Annotated in this window: 11 protein-coding genes and 1 other annotated feature; of the genes, 8 read left to right on the top strand and 3 right to left on the bottom strand. The window is 48.7% G+C overall.

Translation table 11 applies throughout. The annotated features are described in order from the left end of the window. Positions 1-26: 26 nt before the first annotated feature. On the bottom strand, positions 27-2,852 hold the full coding sequence (locus KNQ09_RS09915) for a sensor domain-containing protein (RefSeq protein WP_214858249.1): 2,826 nt from the start codon (positions 2,850-2,852) through the stop codon (positions 27-29). Between the two features lie 199 nt (positions 2,853-3,051). Then, positions 3,052-4,203, bottom strand: coding sequence for a hypothetical protein (locus KNQ09_RS09910; RefSeq protein WP_214858248.1), 1,152 nt, complete (start codon positions 4,201-4,203; stop codon positions 3,052-3,054). A 130-nt stretch (positions 4,204-4,333) separates the two neighbouring features. On the opposite strand from KNQ09_RS09910, the gene KNQ09_RS09905 reads away from it, so the two are divergent. Next, positions 4,334-4,990 carry a response regulator transcription factor gene (locus KNQ09_RS09905; RefSeq protein ID WP_064299395.1) on the top strand — a complete coding sequence of 219 codons (657 nt, stop codon included), beginning with the start codon at positions 4,334-4,336 and terminating at the stop codon, positions 4,988-4,990. Further along, complete coding sequence (locus KNQ09_RS09900) at positions 4,987-6,252, top strand: HAMP domain-containing sensor histidine kinase (protein ID WP_214858247.1); 1,266 nt, start codon at positions 4,987-4,989, stop codon at positions 6,250-6,252. Before KNQ09_RS09905 ends, KNQ09_RS09900 begins: the two co-directional genes overlap by 4 nt. An 83-nt stretch (positions 6,253-6,335) precedes the next feature. Here the strand turns inward: KNQ09_RS09900 and KNQ09_RS09895 are convergent, their stop codons facing one another. After that, the gene (locus KNQ09_RS09895; RefSeq protein ID WP_050678728.1) at positions 6,336-6,839 is read right to left on the bottom strand and encodes a hypothetical protein; all 504 of its coding nucleotides are present in this window, start codon (positions 6,837-6,839) and stop codon (positions 6,336-6,338) included. Positions 6,840-6,976: 137 nt separating this feature from the next. Here KNQ09_RS09895 and KNQ09_RS09890 point away from each other — a divergent pair, with 137 nt between their 5' ends. The 6 genes from KNQ09_RS09890 (at position 6,977) to KNQ09_RS09865 (ending at position 13,701) form a co-directional block, all read left to right on the top strand. Next, a complete protein-coding gene (locus KNQ09_RS09890) occupies positions 6,977-7,459 on the top strand; it encodes a hypothetical protein (protein ID WP_064299397.1) in 483 nt (160 codons plus the stop codon). Positions 7,460-7,522: 63 nt separating this feature from the next. Then, on the top strand, positions 7,523-8,353 hold the full coding sequence (locus tag KNQ09_RS09885; protein WP_035410073.1) for a GNAT family N-acetyltransferase: 831 nt from the start codon (positions 7,523-7,525) through the stop codon (positions 8,351-8,353). 288 nt (positions 8,354-8,641) lie between these two features. Further along, the gene (locus KNQ09_RS09880; RefSeq protein ID WP_214858246.1) at positions 8,642-9,034 is read left to right on the top strand and encodes a hypothetical protein; all 393 of its coding nucleotides are present in this window, start codon (positions 8,642-8,644) and stop codon (positions 9,032-9,034) included. A 62-nt stretch (positions 9,035-9,096) separates the two neighbouring features. Then, positions 9,097-9,334, top strand: a binding site (T-box leader). Between the two features lie 98 nt (positions 9,335-9,432). After that, a complete protein-coding gene (locus KNQ09_RS09875) occupies positions 9,433-10,941 on the top strand; it encodes a peptide ABC transporter substrate-binding protein (protein ID WP_214858244.1) in 1,509 nt (502 codons plus the stop codon). A gap of 167 nt (positions 10,942-11,108) precedes the next feature. Then, the gene (locus KNQ09_RS09870) at positions 11,109-12,392 is read left to right on the top strand and encodes a methyl-accepting chemotaxis protein (protein WP_050678723.1); all 1,284 of its coding nucleotides are present in this window, start codon (positions 11,109-11,111) and stop codon (positions 12,390-12,392) included. A gap of 214 nt (positions 12,393-12,606) precedes the next feature. Further along, the gene (locus tag KNQ09_RS09865; RefSeq protein ID WP_050678722.1) at positions 12,607-13,701 is read left to right on the top strand and encodes a flagellin N-terminal helical domain-containing protein; all 1,095 of its coding nucleotides are present in this window, start codon (positions 12,607-12,609) and stop codon (positions 13,699-13,701) included. Positions 13,702-13,736: the final 35 nt, after the last annotated feature.

Below are 13,736 nucleotides of genomic sequence, written 5' to 3'. Positions count from 1 at the left end.
CGTGTGTGAACGTCTTCGTGGAGAGGTCAAGGGCGATAGCGTAACGATTGGAAGAAACGCATGATCTGTTCCGCTTCTGTCGGATTCGTATATTCGCCGATATATTGTTCATCTTGCTGTCCGGTGATCGTCACTGTACAAGTGACGAGTTGTAATCCTTCACTCAATCGAATCTCAAACGTCGCATCTGACAACGGCAACGACGTCTTTGTCGAAAAGTAGAGTGCACGCGTGCTCGTCCGATGGGCTTCGATATCGGAGAAGGGCAGTTCAAACGACTGGGTGTGATGTGTCAACATACGAACCTTTCCTGAGACAGAGAAGCGAGGAACCGTATCGCTCGATAAGGAACAGGCTTCGATCGGATACAAGATCTCGCGCAGGAGGAACGATTCCATGACGTCCGCTGGCACTGGGTGACTAAACAGGTAACCTTGGATACTCGGACAATTGAGCGTCCGGAACGTATCGAGCTGACGAAGCGTCTCGATGCCTTCTGCGACGACTGTTAGATTGAACTCACCTGCCATATAGAGAATGCTTTTGACGATCGCTTGAGCTTTGGCGTCATCCGTGATGTGGGTCGCGAATTGTCGGTCAATCTTGATGACGTTGATTGGATACCGTTGCAGATAGACCATCGAAGAATAGCCTTTCCCGAAGTCGTCGAGTGCGATCCGAACACCGATTCGACTGACGTATTCAAGCGTCCGGCTCGTCATCGGGTCATCCATGATCAAGGCGGCTTCTGTGATTTCAAGTTCGAGTAATTCAGGTGCGAGCTGATACGTCGACAGCATCCGCTCGATATGATGTTCGAAGCCGGGAATCAAGAATCGCTTTGGTGAGACATTGACGGAAATCGGAACGAGCTCTGCGCCTGTCGTTTTCCAGTGCTGCATCGAACGACACGCTGTCTCGACGACCCAGTCGCCGATTGCGACATGTAAGGCACTTTCCTCTGCTAGCGGAATGAAGTCGTTCGGTGGAATCCGTCCCCATTCCGGGTGTTGCCAGCGAATCAATGCCTCGAGACCGACAATCTTTCCTGTCCAGCTATCGACCTTTGGCTGATATTCGAGGAACAGTTGATTGCGCTCAATCGCATAATGCAAGTCTTGCTCGAGCCGATAGCGTCGGTAATAATCGATATCAAGATTCGACGCGTAGTGGTGCATCGTACTGTGGTTTTCACGACGCGATCGACGTAAAGCGGTATAGGAATGCTTCAATAATTCGACGGCGTCCGTACTGTCTTCCGGATACCGGCTGACCCCGACCGAGATCCGCGCGAACAAGGCATATGGTTCGATTGAGATTGGTGTTTCTGATAAACCGAGTAGTGCCTCAGCACATGTCGTCACGTCCTGTTTATAGCTCGTCGGTACGAGTATGGCGTACTCATCGCCACCAAGATGCCCGAGAAACGTCTCGTCTGGTTTCGTTTGTTGTAATAAGGCAGCCGTTCCTTGTAGCCACTGATCACCAGAGCCGTGTCCGAAGGCATTGTTGATCTCAGAGATTCGGTTGAAGGAGACGGTGAGGACGAAGAACGATAGGCTCTTCGTTTGCCACGAACCGATCGTCTCGATGAGCGCTTGCCGGTTCGGCAGATGTGTCACGGCGTCACGCAAAGCAAGCTGCCGTAATTGTTCCTCGTAGGCTTTTTGAAGCGTGATGTCATGCATGATGCTATTCGTGTAAGCAATCGTTCCATCCAGTTGGAAGACCGGGATCTGTTGGTCCTCGATCCATTTGAAGCGACCATCCGGGAAGTGAAGGCGGTACTGGATCGTGCCCGCCTGCCCGTCGACCAACCGTCTAATGAACTGTTTCATCGCCGCGTGATCACGGACGTCCAACCGTTCAAACAACCACTCACGACTAAGAATTAAATCCTGCGGCAATTCTTCAAAGATGTTCAGGAACCCTTGTGAGTGAAACAGGATTCGTCCCGAGAACAAGTCGATTTGTGAGATCGCGGCATTAACGGCTTCATAGATTTCACGTGCCTGTGCCCGTTCCGTGACGAGTTGACGTCGCGCCTCGTCGACTTCCGATAAATCATAGAGGACGACCGATAGATGATCTGGATGATGCGGACGATGGAAGGCTTTCAAGCGCAACAGCTGATAGGTATCGTCAGCGGTCAGCAGGGAGACTTCCATTTCAAAACGTTCCTTTTCACCCGCAATCAAACGTTCCATCTCGAACCGGAGCGGATCGAAGTCACGTGGATGAATCCGACTAAATAACTGTTCTTGGTCAAGCGTCGTCGCGTCGACTTCTGAAAGACCTAAAAAATGCAGTAAGGCAGGGGAGAATTCAATCGTTTGCTTTTGAACATCGAAGTGAAAGACGACGAGTTCCGGGATCTGTTCCGTCAGTTCGAGTTGAGAGCGAATCGACGAGACATCTTGTTCGAGTTGTTTCTCGCGTGTGATATCGCGCGCGACTCCGTAGACACCGATGACTTGTCCGTCTTGTTCAACCGGCATGTTAGTAATCTTCAATGTGACCCGGTGTTGGTCAGCATGAAGTCCTTGTGCCGTATAATGAACGGTCTCACCGTTTAAGGCGCGCGTGAAAAAGGCAGTCACCGCTTCAATCTGATCAGGCGGATTGAACACGGCGAAATGCTCATAGAGCGTCTCAGCGGAATAGCCGAGCATATCTGGTAATTGTTCATTGAAATAGATGATCGTTCCAGAGGCATCGAATAAAAAGATTGCATCTGTCTGTTGCTGAAAGAAGGCTTCCGCCGTTTCCGGACGGGACACTTCCAGTCCACCGATATAGAGTGGGGCTGTGTCGGATTGACGAATCCGATTCATCGCTTCATGAAAAGCCATCCACGTCACCTCCTTACAATACTAGCGTTCTCTTTACTAGTATCGGGTGTAGGAAATGGAAATTGCAACCTTCGTTCAAGGAATAGACTTATTTTTCAAAAAAGTGAACCAGTATCTAAAAATCATGATTAAAAGACATCTGTCCTAAATCGAACACAAAAAAAGCCGAAACTCTTATGAAAGAGCTTCGGTCTCCTCCTTAAATCGCTAAATCGACGGATGTATCACTGGCATTTGGATCGGTATCCGTTCCTTGGTCTGGTGCTCCCGGCATGTCACCGTCCGGACCAGGTCCGTGTCCGCGGCCATGACCATCGCGTGCAGGACCTTTCTTGAGGTCAGCGTAGCTTGAGACTTCATCCGCTCGAGACTGGATGTGTTCCTTAATCTGCTTCGCTTGTTTGTCTGTCAGCTTGCCATCTTTGACTTGTTGATCAATCGCAGCAGTTTGTGCTGTCAAGACGGCTTTCTCGAAATCGGCATAAGCGATCTTGTTTGCTTCTGCAAACTCAGGCAAGGATTGCTCTGCAGCTTTAAATTTCGCTTCATCGAGTCCAAGTGCTTTTAAAATTGCGGATGTTGAGTCACCAAAGACGCCACCCGGTCCATGCGCGCCACGCTTACCGTGTTCGCCGCGATCCGGAAGATCATCGTAGCTCTTCGCATCCTTATATTCCTCTGTCAGACGAGACTTGATTTCCGTTGCTTGTTTTTTCGTCATCTTCCCGTCTTTGACGAGTTGATTGAGTTCGCTCGTCTGCGCCGCAAGCAATGCTTTTTTATAGTCGGCGAACTTGATCGACTGTGCCTTCGCATAAGCAGCAAGCGATTGATTCGCTGCGTCGAACTTCGACTGGCTCAGCCCGAGTGCCTTCAGGACGTCAGCGATCAATGATTCATTGAAGAAACCTGGTCCACCGTTGCGACCCATCGGCATCTTGTCTTTGAGTTCATCATAGCTCTTGACGCCACTGAACCGTTCCGTTTGGCGCTTCAACATGTCGTCTGCTTGTGATTGTGTTAAGTCGCCTGATTTAACGAGACTTGCGAGCTGCTCCTTCGCTGCTGCGAGTTCTGCTTTTTTGTAATCAGCGAACGAGATTCCTTTTGCTTTTGCGAGATCGGCGATTGATTGCCCTTTCTCCCGGGCAGCATCTGCCTCGGCTTGTGTCAGGTTCAATTTTTTCAAGAGTAGCGTCATGTCGTGCTTTTTCATACCTTCGAAGTGGTGCCCGTGTTTCGCTTGTTTTGTCGTGTTCGAGTCGTCGTTCGTCGCAGCGTATGCTGATGCGCCTCCGACTGTTAATGCGCTAATTGTCAATGCAGTGATCCATTGTTTTTTGAATGTCATGGGATGATCACTCCTTTCACCTTTTATGGTAGAGGGTCACGAAAGAGAAGTTGTGAGGAAGTTGCAAAGAAACTGCGAAGAAAGGCAAATGAAGGCAAAAAGGCGCTACACTAAGAGTGGAGGGATGACCATGAACGTACTATTGATTGAAGATGAACAAAAATTAGCGCAGGTGACGGCGCGTTTCCTTCGTCATCATGCGTATGACGTGACGATTGCTGGTTCGTTAGCAGAGGCGAAACAGTGCCTGACGACAGCGTTTGATGCCGTTTTGATCGACGTCCGCTTACCAGATGGTGACGGTTGGTCACTCGTGCCAAGTATCAAATCACAAGTTCAGCCACCGGTCGTCTTCATGATGACGTCGCGTGGGGAAGCCGATGACCGTGTCTTCGGACTTGAACTCGGTGCCGATGACTATCTCGTCAAACCAGTCGTCCTGAAGGAGTTGACGATCCGACTTGAACGGGCACTAAAAGTCCGTCCGGTCGCACGCCATGCGTTCGGTGACTTGACGATCGATGAGAAGGGACGCCAAGTCAAGACAGGTGAACGGGCGATCAGTCTCGCAAAGATGGAGTTCGAACTGTTGCTTTACTTCATCGAACATCTCGATGAGGCACTGAGCCGGGATCAGATTCTTGATGACGTCTGGGGGTACGCGTTTGGTGGCGATACCCGGACCGTTGATACACATGTCAAACAATTACGGGATAAGTTACCTGTCATTAAACAACAATTGAAGACGGTGCACCGGGTCGGCTATCGATTGGAGGCGATTGAATGAAACGGCGTCCTTTGATGCGTAAGTTCTTATACGCTGTCGTCGGTCCGCTGCTCGTGATGGGGATCCTCAGTTTCGTCTTGACGGCGTTTCTCGTCAATCGATTCGCAGAAGGCGAACGGTACGATCAACTCGCCCGGGAAGCGAACATCATTAAACAAGCGCTTGAAGCCGACACGCCGATACCGCGTGATATTCAAGGGTTTTTGACGACCGACGGATTGACGCAACGGATTGGCGCTCGCGGACCGGCGGGGCGGTTACCACTTCTCGACGATTTAAAGAAAGAAGACGTCATCGAAGTGCAAGACGAACGGTTGCTGACGTATCAGTTGACGGTTGATGGAACGCGCATCACGACGGTCCGACAAGCACCACTGGCGAGTAGTGCCCTGAGTGGTGTTTATCTCGCGATTGGACTCGCGTTACTCGTGACCCTGTTGCTCGCATCCTTACTCGCTTACTATATGGGACGGCACCTGACACGACCGATCGTGACGCTCCGTTCCGTTGCCCAGAAGATTGGTGCTGGCGAGGCAGACGTTGTCTTACCGGCACGACCGAAGGACGAAGTCGGTGAGTTGATTGACGCGGTCGACGAGATGCAAACGCAACTCAAACAGAAGGATCATCTACAGAAAACGTTCATTGCCGGCATCACTCATGACTTGCGGACGCCGCTCGCGATCATTCGAAACGAGACCGAGGCACTCGCGGCAGGTGTCATTCCCGTTGCTGAACTGCCCGACGTGACGACGAGCATCATCGAGGAGACGGATCGACTCGATCATCTGATTGATGAGACGTTGCTTTATTCGAAGCTTGCCGGTGGACGAATGCCGCTTGAAAGAACGGATGTGGCACTCGATGAACTCGTGCTTGCGACAGTTGAACGCCTGCGCGGGACGTTCACACAGGCAGGACTGACACTGACGACGGAGCTGCAACCGGTTAGGCAGTCACTTGATCCACGCATGTTCGAACGCGTCTTGATCAACTTTTTGATGAACGCCCGCTTTGCTTCACCCGTCGGCGGGACGGTCACGTTTCGCTTAACGCATGACGAATTGACAGTTGAGGATGAAGGAGCGGGAGTTCAGGCAGAAGACCGAGCGACAATCTGGGACGTCTACGTCAAACAAGAAGGCAGTGCCGGGCATGGACTCGGTCTTGCGATCAGTCGGATGATTCTCGATAGTCATCAGTTCACATATGGTGTCCGTGACCGGAGTGGTGGGGGAGCGGTGTTCTACGTTCGGTTTTAAACGGATTCTATCAGGCATACAAAAAGAGAGGTCAGTTTTCGGAAACCATTCCGGAACTGACCTCTCTTGAATTAATGTAACGATTATTGACCGTCGTTCGCATGAACGAGACTTGGTTTGACGAGTGTATAGAACTCATCGCTCATCCCGACACGGCTGCCCATCTGGCAAGCGAGTTCGAGTGTTTCTTTATAGAAGTTCGCGACGAGATCGTGGTTCTTGATGTGCTCGTCTTGCATCGCCTTTTTGACCCCAAGGACGACTTTATCGATTTGCTCATCGGCATCATTGCGGACCGGTACGACGTTTTCCGGAAGATCGACTTCCTTGTCGTGTCCGTTGAAGCGGAACGATGCACCGAATCCGAGGTGCTCGAGGAAGAAGTGCGGTAACAGTTTACTAGCGAAGAACTGATGCCATTCCGTCTCTTTCATCGCTTCCATGTCACGCTTGAACGACGTCGTTGCGAGTGCGTAACGATCGTGTGTATCCTTCATGAACTTCTCGAGGATCGGAACCTGCATTGCAAACGCATTCTTGAGCAAGTTATCGAGCTGTTCTTGCGTTAATTGTTCTTGTTCAGTCATCGCTTTAACCCCATTTCGTTTCGTTATCCCTATCGTAAGAAATTTAGACAATTCCGTCAAATCTTTTTCGAGAATAGAGTTTACCTATTTCACAAAAGGGAATCCATAACTATCGATCATTTTAAGGGGGAGTCAGCATGAAACGAATCGCAATGACAGGAGTCTTACTCGGAGCATGTCTGACTCCGGTGACGGGTTTTGCTGCAAGTAACGTGACATATAGTAAAGGGGTCGTCGCGAACGAATCGTTCGGCTATACAGTCAAGACGACGGACGCGTTAAAAAAGGCGATCCAACAAGATAAAGTCGAACTTGTCAAAAACAAGACGGTCAAATCGAAATACGGTGTTGTCACGCGAAGTGGTACGTTCGCCTTTTATTATAAAGTCAAAGGCGCGGATCAGTTGCTCGTCAATTTGAACTACGAGCCGAAGAAGCTCTCGAAAAAACAGTTCGACCGTGAAATCGGATATGGTACATATCTCGGGACGAAAGGTAGCAAAACGTACTACTACGTCTTACCGACGGAAGCCGTCAAAGGTGCTGTCGGTAAAAAAGCGATCGAGAACTTGATCGTCAAGGACGTCCCGCAGATGATGAAGACATTTAAACTGCAATGAGCACTAGCTTTTGCTAGTGCTTCTTTTGTTCGTTCGGTATAGTTGAAAATGAGGTGAATGAATATGGAATGGAACGTCACAGACGTCAAACAAACAACAGATGTATTACAACTCGAAAAATGTGTCAACGATCATGATGGCATTGAATTAAAGGTCGCAGCCGATTGGGTCGGCGAGAACGATTTCGCAATCTATGATGGCGAGCAATTGATTGGATATTTACAAGCATTCGCGTACTTACCGACGGAGTGGGAATTGAATGTCTTCGTTGATCCGGATTACCGAAAACAAGGCATCTTCACAGCACTCGTTGAAGCGGCACGTGCGCGGGCAACAGAAGCAGGCGTCGAAGCATTTACGTTCGTCATTGACGATGCAAGTGAGTCAGGTCAAGCTGTCCTCGAAGGGTTAGGTGCTGAGTACCGGATGACCGAGTACAACATGATTTTGAAGAAGGCGCAGTTGTTCTTAAAAGCCGATCCGGATTTCGAATTACGCGAAGCGACAGCAGACGACCGTCCGTTCATCGTCGAGACGCTTGGTAAATCGTTCGGGAATACGGACGAAGAAGCAGAGTCGATCTATCAAGCGATTGAATCTGACGACCGGATTACGTTCATCGGTGTCGCAAACGGCAAACCGGTCGGCGTCATCCGTGCTTACCTCGCTTCCGATACACAAGCGAGCATTCATGCGTTTGCGGTTCGTCCAGAAGCGCAAGGTAATGGTTACGGGAAGAAGATGCTGAAATTGATGGTTCAAGCGTTGTTCCGGACAGGTCGGACACAACTCGAACTCGACGTCGAGACGGACAATGACCGGGCACTTGATCTCTACAAAGAGGCAGGATTCGTTGTCCATCGTGGGTATCAGTTCCACGTGTTGGCGGTTTAAAATAATGAGCGATTGACGGATATTCCAGTGCATGCTGGACACTCAAGGTGCTCCACTCCTACAGGAAAAAGCGCAGTTGCGCTGTCAGAGACAAACAAGACCCGGCTTTTTGCTTGAAGCGAAAGAGTCGCGGCTTGTGTCTCGCCTGAGGAAAGGGAGCAAGACTTGAGTACATTCGTCGATTGCTTTTTTTTATGATTACTATTACAGAAACTAAACAAAAACGTTGGAACCTTTTCTGCAATCCGTCGTATACTAGACATATGGAAAAAAAGAGGAGGCGACGTCATGGAGAGTCGACAGGATTCATTGCGGACGTTGAAGTGGGTATCAGGTGGAATGGAAGCGGTGCTCGGGATTCCGCTCTTAGGTGGTTCAATCGTCATTTTCTCAGGTTACAACGCCCTGTGGTTGATGCTCGCGTTTCACATCGTCGTCGTCGTATTGACGGCACGTGCCGGGAACGTCTCAAAAGGGAACATCGTTGGGATCGTCGCATCAACGGTTGGTGTCATTCCGGTCGTTGGGATGTTCTTACACATGGCAGCAGCGATCACGATCTTACTTGACGCAGCGTTCAGTAACCGAATCGTTACACGAACACATGTCAAACACGTCGAACCGATTCGACCACGTCCGGTCCGTCGGGAGCAAGAAAAACAAGAAGATCATCCGTTCTGAGTTTTTTTCGTTGACAGTGAAAAACAAGCCGTGTAAAGTAAACAACAAGTTAAGCCATATCAATTACATCGACGACGCGGAGTAAGTATCGTCAACACTGCCGACCAAGCGAGTCAGGAATGGTGAGAGCCTGACACGGTAAGCTGAACGAGAATGGACCGCTGAGAGCCTGTTGAACTTTTGAGTAGACAGGACGGTTGCCCCCGTTACCGGGCTAGTTGGTTGTTGGACCAACGACAAGTGGAGACGATTTTTCGTCTCAATCAGAGGTGGCACCGCGCGGATACAGGCGTCCTCTATGCATTAGCTGTTAGCTATGCGTAGAGGGCGCCTTTTGTTGTACGTCAAGGTATGCCGAATCATCCAACGCTCATCATATTTCTCAGGAGGCACTACACATGAAAAAGACATTGATCGCAGCGGCGAGTACGGCAGTCCTATTAGCAGGATGTGCAACGACAGAACCAGCAGAAGACAAACAAGCGGACAAGAAGGTCCTGCACACGATGGAGAGTTACGACCTCCTGTCGGTTGATCCGGCAGACGCTATCACATCAAACATCTTCAACCAAATCTACGAAGGACTCTATCGCTTCGACGCGAACAACGAACTTGTTCCGGCAGCAGCGAAATCACATAGCGTGTCTGAAGACGGAAAAGTCTATACGTTCAAGCTTGATCCGAATGCGAAATGGTCTGATGGAAAGCCCGTCACAGCAGAGAACTTCCGTTATGCGTTCGAACGTGTCATCAAAACAAACTCACCGTTCGCTTACTTGCTCGAGCCAGTCGAAAAAACGACAGCGGTCGACGACGAGACACTTCGAATCGAACTGAAACGTCCGACACCATACTTCCTCAGCATGACGACGTTCGGCACATATATGCCAGTCCGTGAAGATATCGTCAAAGCAGAAGGTGACCAGTTCGGAACGGATCCAAAGACGAACGTCTACAACGGACCGTTCACATTCAAGAAATATCAAGCGGAACAAGGTTATACGCTCGCAAAGAACGCTGAGTACGCAGACCGGAAGAACGTCAAAATTGACGAAGTCGACGTGAAAATCATTAAGGACCCAATGCTTGCGATCAACTTGTTCGAGTCCGGTGAACTTGATGTCGCGCCACTCAACTCTGAGAATGTCGTGACGTACAAGGATCAAAAAGAGTACAACACGTTCAGCGATTCGCGGATGTTCTTCATCCGGATGAACGAAAAAACGGATGCTTTGAAAGATAAAGAAACACGTCAAGCGATCGATGCGGCATATGATAAAAAAGCGATGACGGAAACGTTACTCGGAAACGGATCACTGCCAGCGGATTACATCGTACCGCAAGAACTTGATCCGAAATACGATAGTGCGCGTCAAATCGAATCATCATATGATGTAGCAGCGGCAAACAAAGTGCTGGCGAAGCAAAATCTTGAGTTGACGATGTTGATCGAAGATGACGACGTCTCGAAAAAAATCGGGGAGTATATCCAAGGCGCGTTGAAGAAGCAGAACGTCGACGTTAAATTGTTGTCACTTCCGAAGAAAGAACGTCTCGCCCGTGAAGGACGAGGGGATTACGATCTGTCACTTGCGAGCTGGGCACCAGACTATCAGGATGCAACGACATACCTGAACTTGTTCACGACCGGTAACCCGTTCAACATGATGGATTACTCGAACAAACAGTATGACCGTCTCTTGAAACAGGCTGAAAGTGAACTCGATCAAGACAAGCGTCTTGCCTTACTCAGTAAAGCAGAAAGCTTGTTGCTCGACGATCAAGCGATCTCACCTGTCTACCAACGGAAGAATGCCTTCTTGCAAAACACGGAAGTGAAGAATCTTGCCCGACACAATGTCGGAACGGATATCTCATATAAATATGTTGAGATTGAGCGGAAATAAGAAAAAGAGAGTGATGGATGATTTGATCCATCACTCTCTTTTTGTGGACTTTTGTCATAACACTGGAAATCATTTTTTTGAAAATCGGGTCAACTCACTTAAAACGGTTACAAAAGAAACCGATAGAGAGGACGGTGAAAGAAGATACAGGAAAGGAAGTTTCGGTTATGCGTAAATTACGAAGCAACTTGAAGGTACGGTTATTCTTTTGGGTGTTAGCCATCTCAGTCATCACGAGTGGTATCTCAGCCCAGCTTGTGCTTTATCTCCACCGTGGACTTGATGTCGCGGATACGAACGCGATTTGGATTGGAGCAGGGATTGGCTTACTGTTATCGTTGATTGGGACGTCGTTGACGCAATTAATCCTACGTCAACCGATCAAAGCAATCGAAAAGGCGACAGAGACGGCACGCGAAGTCGCAAACGGCAACTTCAACGTCGATTTCGAAGAAGCAAAGCGCGGGGATGAAGTCGACCAATTGATGCATGAACTCGAAGTCATGGTTCTACATATTCGCAAACAAGCGACACAGATGGGAAGCTCGAGCGATAAGCTGACAGCGTCAGCGCAAGAGATCGCAGCAGCAGTCCAGGAAGGCAATGCGTCGGGTGAAAGTATTCGTTCAGCGATGGCAGAGCTATCAGCGAAGATGAACGAAAACGTCGATCAAGCCTACTTGTCGATGGACGCCCTCGGTGCGGTCAAACGGACGATGGATGAAGTTGCAAAAGAGATGAACGAAGCATTGAAATCAGCGACAGTCATGCAGACGGAAGCCCAAAACGGGAAGACACTCGCAACAGATTCTGTCGAAGCGATGCACATGATTTCGAAGAAGATGGAGCAATCAGCGACGCTGAATGGTCGCTTGACGGATATGACAGGAGAGATTTCACGAATCACGGATGTCATCAGTGATATTTCAGCGCAGACGAACTTGCTCAGTTTGAATGCATCGATTGAAGCGGCACGCGCAGGCGAAGCGGGACGCGGCTTTGCGGTCGTCGCAGCAGAAGTTAAAAAACTCGCTGAACAAACAGCGACCTCAGCAAAAGAAATCACCGATTTGATTTCTGGCGTCAAACGTCTCGTCAACGATACAGCGAACGCGATGACGGATGTTCAGAGTGAAGTAGCTACAGGTGTCGGACTCGTAGAACAAGCAGGATCGTCTTTCGAAGAGATTCATCATTCTACAGAAAATGTTTACTCACGCGTTAAATCGGTTGATCAACTCGTCGTCAAATCGGATCAAGAAATCGATCAAGTTGGCTTAACGACTGCGAACATCCTTGCAATGGTTGAGGAAGCATCGAAGCACGCTGAGCAAGTTTTACAAGCGTCTAGTCATCAAGCGGCATCGCTTGGTGAAGTCAATGGAGCAATGGAAGAGCTTGTAGCAGTAGCAGAACAATTACAGGAAGAGACTGGAGCGACACGTCTCTAAACTATAGGGAAATCGTACATCCAAACCAGATGTGCGATTTTTTTGTATTTTTTTGAAGAAAGTTGTTAAACATTTCGAGTGGACGACGATATATAAGGTGGAAGCAGTCATCGACTAATTCTACCGTGTCACCCTTGGGCCGGCCAGGGGACACATCTCGGAGAAGACGGATCTTCAAAGAGACAAAAAACTTATCCTATGGAGGGAAATTACAATGATTATCAATCACAACATTACAGCTCTTAACACGCACAACAAGTTGTCTGCAGCTTCTGCAGCACAAAGCAAGTCAATGGAGAAACTTGCTTCAGGTCTTCGTATCAACAAAGCGGGTGACGATGCAGCTGGTCTCGCAATCTCTGAAAAAATGCGTGCTCAAGTTCGTGGACTTGATCAAGCTTCACGAAATGCACAAGATGGTATTTCAATGATTCAAACAGCTGAAGGTGCATTGAATGAAACACACGATATTCTTCAACGGATGCGTGAACTTGCAGTTCAAGGTGCCAACGACACTAACGTTGCTCAAGACCGCGATGCTATCCAAGAAGAACTCACTGCTTTGAAGAGTGAAATCGATCGCATCGGCGATACAACAGAATTCAACAAACAAACATTATTAAACGGTGGTCTTGGTGGAACTGTTGATCAAGATGCTGCTACTACTACAGTACTTGCTGTTACAGGTGTAGCTGGTGCTTCAACTAACGGAGCAGTAGCAGGTACTTATACAATCACTAGTGGTACTGCTGGTGAGTTAACTATGACTTTCGGTACTAAAACTCAAACAATCAGCAATGCCAATGGAGCTCAAGATTTGAACTTCTCTGAATTCGGCATCTCGATTAAAACAAATGCAGGTTACACAGCTGATGATGCTGTAGGTAACGTTGTAGTTGATGCTGGATCAGTTACTTTCCAAATCGGAGCTAACGAAGATCAAAACTTAAGTCTTAACATTCGTAACATGAAAACGGATGGTGTCTTAAACCTTGCTACGGCTGGTCGTGTTGATGTTTCTACACATGCTACAGCTAAAGCTTCTGTAACAAACATCGAGAGCGCAATCACTGAAGTTTCGAAAGAACGTTCGAAATTAGGTGCTTATCAAAACCGTCTCGACCACACAATCAACAACCTCAAAACATCTTCTGAAAACCTAACAGCGGCTGAATCACGTGTTCGTGACGTTGACATGGCGAAAGAAATGATGAACCAAACAAAGAACTCGATTCTTGCGCAAGCTGCACAAGCAATGTTGGCTCAAGCGAACCAACAGCCGCAAGGCGTTCTCCAATTACTCCGTTAATCGTAATTGGCACATACCGATTGATCAGGTCACGG

It is taken from the genome of Exiguobacterium sp. s191, from assembly GCF_018618955.1.
Classification (GTDB): domain Bacteria; phylum Bacillota; class Bacilli; order Exiguobacteriales; family Exiguobacteriaceae; genus Exiguobacterium_A; species Exiguobacterium_A abrahamii.
This window is presented reverse-complemented; position numbering and strand designations above follow the sequence as displayed.

Bases quoted from the DNA above. Each gene is read 5' to 3' on its own strand.
- KNQ09_RS09905 (WP_064299395.1), top strand. From the start codon at position 4,334: ATGAACGTACTATTGATTGAAGATGAACAAAAATTAGCGCAGGTGACG.
- KNQ09_RS09880 (WP_214858246.1), top strand. From the start codon at position 8,642: ATGGAGAGTCGACAGGATTCATTGCGGACGTTGAAGTGGGTATCAGGT.
- KNQ09_RS09875 (WP_214858244.1), top strand. From the start codon at position 9,433: ATGAAAAAGACATTGATCGCAGCGGCGAGTACGGCAGTCCTATTAGCA.
- KNQ09_RS09915 (WP_214858249.1), bottom strand. From the start codon at position 2,852: ATGGCTTTTCATGAAGCGATGAATCGGATTCGTCAATCCGACACAGCC.
- KNQ09_RS09895 (WP_050678728.1), bottom strand. From the start codon at position 6,839: ATGACTGAACAAGAACAATTAACGCAAGAACAGCTCGATAACTTGCTC.
- KNQ09_RS09890 (WP_064299397.1), top strand. From the start codon at position 6,977: ATGAAACGAATCGCAATGACAGGAGTCTTACTCGGAGCATGTCTGACT.
- KNQ09_RS09910 (WP_214858248.1), bottom strand. From the start codon at position 4,203: ATGACATTCAAAAAACAATGGATCACTGCATTGACAATTAGCGCATTA.
- KNQ09_RS09885 (WP_035410073.1), top strand. From the start codon at position 7,523: ATGGAATGGAACGTCACAGACGTCAAACAAACAACAGATGTATTACAA.
- KNQ09_RS09870 (WP_050678723.1), top strand. From the start codon at position 11,109: ATGCGTAAATTACGAAGCAACTTGAAGGTACGGTTATTCTTTTGGGTG.
- KNQ09_RS09900 (WP_214858247.1), top strand. From the start codon at position 4,987: ATGAAACGGCGTCCTTTGATGCGTAAGTTCTTATACGCTGTCGTCGGT.
- KNQ09_RS09865 (WP_050678722.1), top strand. From the start codon at position 12,607: ATGATTATCAATCACAACATTACAGCTCTTAACACGCACAACAAGTTG.